Genomic DNA, 4012 nt, shown 5'->3' on the forward strand with positions numbered 1-4012 from the left:
CCCAGGCCGTCAAGCGCTTCCGGGCCGCCTTGGACCGCACGGGCCTCAAGGTCCCCATGGCCACCACCAACCTCTTCACGCATCCCGTCTTCAAGGACGGCGCCTTCACCGCGAACGACCGGGACGTGCGCCGCTTCGCGCTGCGCAAGACGATCCGGAACATCGACCTGGCCGTGGAGCTCGGCGCGACCGTGTACGTGGCGTGGGGCGGCCGCGAGGGCGCGGAGTCGGGCGCGGCCAAGGACGTGCGGGTGGCGCTGGACCGGATGAAGGAGGCGTTCGACCTGCTCGGCCAGTACGTCACCGAGCAGGGGTACGACCTGCGGTTCGCGATCGAGCCCAAGCCGAACGAGCCGCGCGGTGACATCCTGCTGCCCACCGTCGGGCACGCGCTGGCCTTCATCGAGCGGCTGGAGCGGCCGGAGCTCGTCGGGGTCAACCCGGAGACCGGGCACGAGCAGATGGCCGGGCTGAACTTCCCGCACGGCATCGCGCAGGCGCTGTGGGCGGGCAAGCTGTTCCACATCGACCTGAACGGCCAGTCGGGCATCAAGTACGACCAGGACTTCCGCTTCGGCGCCGGTGATCTGCGTCAGGCCTTCTGGCTCGTCGACCTCCTGGAGGACGCCGGCTACACCGGCCCCCGCCACTTCGACTTCAAGCCGGTGCGCACCGACGGGACCGACGGGGTGTGGGAGTCCGCGAAGAACTGCATGCGGAACTACCTGCTCCTCAAGGAGCGCGCCGCCGCCTTCCGCGCCGACCCGCGGGTCGTGGCGGCCCTGGCCGCGTCCCGGCTGCCGGAGCTGGCCGTGCCCACCGCCGCCGACGGTCTGGCCGCGCTGCTCGCGGACCCGACCGCGTACGAGAGCTTCGACGCGGACGCGGCGGCCGCGCGTTCCATGGCCTTCGAGCGCCTCGACCAGCTGGCCCTGGAGCACCTGCTCGGCGTCGGCTGAGGCCCCCTTCCGGGTCAGCGGGCGGAGGCGAGGGTGGAGCGGCGGACGACCAGTTCCGGCTGGAGCACGACGTGTTCGTGCCGGTGGTCGTCCGCGTGTTCCCCGGTCTCGGCGAGGAGGAGTGCGGCGGCCCGGGCGCCGAGGGTGAGGGCCGGCTGCCGTACGGAGGTCAGCGGTACCGTCGCCGCCGCCGCGAACTCGATGTCGTCGTAGCCGACGATCGCCATGTCCTCGGGGACCCGCACCCCGGCCGCGTACAGCGACTGGAGGACGCCGAGGGCCAGCAGGTCGTTGGCGCAGAAGACGGCGGTCGGACGTTCGGGCAGGCCGAGGAGGCGGGCGCCCGCGTCGCGGCCGCAGGCCACGTCGAGGCGTTCCGCCGGGAGTTCCTGGAGGACGGTGGCGGGCAGGCCGGCCTCGGCGAGCGCGAGGAGGGCGCCCTCGCGCCGGTCGCGGACCTGCTGGAGGTGGGCGGGGCCGCTGACGTAGGCGAAGGAGCGGTGTCCGGCGGCGGCCAGGTGGCGGACGGCCAGGGAGCCGCCGGTCACGTCGTCCACCGAGACCGAGCACCCGGTGCCGTCGCCCGCCACCCGGTCGACGAGGACGTACGGGATGCCGTGGCGGCGGAAGGCGCGCAGGTTGGCGCCGGTCGGGTCGGCGGGGGTGACGAGGACGCCCCGGACGCGCTGCTCGGCGAAGAGGGCGAGGTAGTCGGCCTCGCCGGCGGGGTCCTGGTCGCTGTTGCAGACCATCACGCCGAGGCCGGCCGCCCGCGCCGTGCGCTCGGCGCCCCGGGCGATGTCGACGAAGAAGGGGTTGCCCATGTCGAGCACGAGCAGGGCCATGATGCGGCTGCGGCCGGCCCGGAGCTGGCGGGCGGACTCGCTGCGTACGTAGCCGAGGCGCGCGATGACGTCCTGGACGTGCCGGCGGGTGGCGGGCGAGACCCGGTCGGGCTGGTTGATCACGTTGGAGACGGTGCCGACGGAGACGCCCGCCTCGCGTGCCACATCCTTGATGCCGACCGTCCGCGCGGTGCCCGTCATCCGTCCCACCTGGTCCGTCCTGCCCGTCGCGCCCCGCCGTCCGTACGGGGCCCCGCCCCGCGCATCCTATGCGGCCGTACGGACGGGGGGCGTACGGCCGGACGGCGCCGCCGGCGGCGTCAGTCGAGGTGGAAGACCTCGGTGAGCGGGCGCATGGCGGCGTCGGGCGCCCGGCCGTCGATCTCCTCGAAGAAGCCCGCCATCTCGGCCTGCCAGCGGGCGTTCACGCCGGTCGCCGCCATGGCGGCGCGGGCCCGTTCGAAGTCGGGGGTCTCCAGGTAGCCGACGAGCAGGCCGTCCTCGCGCAGGAAGAGCGAGTAGTTGTGCCAGCCGGCGGCGGAGAGCGCGTCGAGCATGGCGGGCCACACGTGGCGGTGGCGCTCCCGGTACTCCTCGGCGCGGTCGGCCCGCACCTTCAGCAGGAAGCACACCCGCCGCCTCCCGCTCGCCGCCGCCTCCCGCGCCGCGGGCCCGCCCGACGGGGCGGGGTCCGGCGCTTGCCGCGTCCGCATCGGACCTCCCTTACTGAAATGTTTCATCACCGCGTAACGGGACGCTAGGGCGGGCCTGTTGGCGCGGTCAAGAGCCTTGACGCCGTTCACTGCGCGCCGCTAGCTTCCCGGTGCTGACTGAATCGATTCATTCGACCGAGCCGCCCGAGGTGGACATGACCGACATCGCCGCGGTGAAGGCCGCGCTCGCCGCCCAGCGGATCGAGACGCCGTCCTGGGGCTACGGGAACTCCGGCACCCGGTTCAAGGTCTTCGCCCAGCCGGGGGTGCCGAGGAACCCGTACGAGAAGCTGGACGACGCCGCCGCGGTCCACGCCTTCACCGGCGTCACGCCCCGGGTCTCCCTGCACATTCCGTGGGACCGCGTCGACGACTACGCCGCCCTCGCCGCGTACGCGAAGGAGCGCGGCCTGGAACCGGGCGCGATCAACGCCAACACCTTCCAGGACGACGCCTACCGCCTCGGCAGCGTCTGCCACGCCGACCCCGCCGTACGGCGCAGGGCCGTGGACCACCTCCTGGACTGCGTCGACATCATGGACGCGACCGGATCGGCCGACCTGAAGCTGTGGTTCGCCGACGGCACCAACTACCCGGGCCAGGACGACGTCGCGGCCCGGCAGGAGCGGCTCGCGGAGTGCCTCGCCGAGGTGTACGCGCGGCTCGGCGAAGGACAGCGGCTGCTCCTGGAGTACAAGTTCTTCGAGCCGGCCTTCTACACCACCGACGTGCCGGACTGGGGCACCGCCTACGCCCACTGCCTCGCGCTCGGCCCGCGGGCGCGGGTGGTCGTGGACACCGGACACCACGCGCCCGGCACCAACATCGAGTTCATCGTCGCCGTGCTGCTGCGGGCCGGGAAGCTCGGCGGCTTCGACTTCAACTCCCGCTTCTACGCCGACGACGACCTGATGGCCGGCGCCGCCGACCCCTTCCAGCTGTTCCGGATCATGTACGAGGTCGTGCGGGGCGGAGGTCTGGACGCCGCCGCCGGGGTCGCGTTCATGCTCGACCAGTGCCACAACGTGGAGGCGAAGGTCCCGGCGGTGATCCGCTCGGTGATGAACGTCCAGGAGGCCACCGCCAAGGCCCTGCTCGTCGACCGGGAGGCGCTCGCCGGCGCCCAGCGGTCCGGGGACGTGCTCGCCGCCCACGCCGTCCTCATGGACGCCTTCGCCACCGACGTCCGGCCCCTGCTGCGCGAGGTGCGCGAGGAGCGGGGGCTCGACCCGGACCCGGTCGCCGCCTACCTGCGCTCCGGGCGGCAGGAGCGGATGGCCGCCGCGCGCGCCGGCGGCGAGCAGGCCGGATGGGGCGCCTGAACACGCGCCGCCTCCCGCTCCCCCTCCCCCGCCTCCCTCCGAAGGACGGACGAACGCCCATGACCTCCGCCACTCCCTCCGAAGTCGCCGCGCTCCTCGCCCGCGCCCACCGGCTCGGCGCCGACCCCCGCACCACCAACTACGCGGGCGGCAACGCCTCCGCCAAGGGCACC

Annotated in this window: 4 protein-coding genes; 2 read left to right on the forward strand and 2 right to left on the reverse strand. The window is 73.6% G+C overall.

Annotated features, from left to right (window positions below; genetic code table 11):
* Positions 1-959 (forward strand): xylose isomerase (gene xylA / locus RIF68_RS29865; RefSeq protein ID WP_309054401.1); only part of this gene is annotated, 959 nt, incomplete at its 5' end.
* Positions 960-973: 14 nt separating this feature from the next.
* Here xylA and RIF68_RS29870 read toward each other — a convergent pair.
* Positions 974-2005: a LacI family DNA-binding transcriptional regulator gene (locus RIF68_RS29870; RefSeq protein ID WP_309054402.1), complete on the reverse strand. Its 1032-nt coding sequence runs from the start codon at positions 2003-2005 to the stop codon at positions 974-976.
* 119 nt (positions 2006-2124) lie between these two features.
* Positions 2125-2436 carry an L-rhamnose mutarotase gene (locus tag RIF68_RS29875; RefSeq protein ID WP_309054404.1) on the reverse strand — a complete coding sequence of 104 codons (312 nt, stop codon included), beginning with the start codon at positions 2434-2436 and terminating at the stop codon, positions 2125-2127.
* Between the two features lie 236 nt (positions 2437-2672).
* Here RIF68_RS29875 and rhaI point away from each other — a divergent pair, with 236 nt between their 5' ends.
* Positions 2673-3839 (forward strand): L-rhamnose isomerase, encoded by a 1167-nt coding sequence (rhaI, locus tag RIF68_RS29880; RefSeq protein ID WP_309054403.1) that lies wholly within the window; start codon positions 2673-2675, stop codon positions 3837-3839.
* The last annotated feature ends 173 nt before the right edge of the window (positions 3840-4012 follow it).

Origin of the sequence: Streptomyces sp., from assembly GCF_031178505.1 — a bacterium.
GTDB classification, from domain to species: Bacteria; Actinomycetota; Actinomycetes; order Streptomycetales; family Streptomycetaceae; genus Streptomyces; species Streptomyces gulbargensis.

Coding starts and splice junctions, on each gene's coding strand:
- RIF68_RS29870 (WP_309054402.1), bottom strand. CDS start 2,005: ATGACGGGCACCGCGCGGACGGTCGGCATCAAGGATGTGGCACGCGAG.
- rhaI (WP_309054403.1), top strand. CDS start 2,673: ATGACCGACATCGCCGCGGTGAAGGCCGCGCTCGCCGCCCAGCGGATC.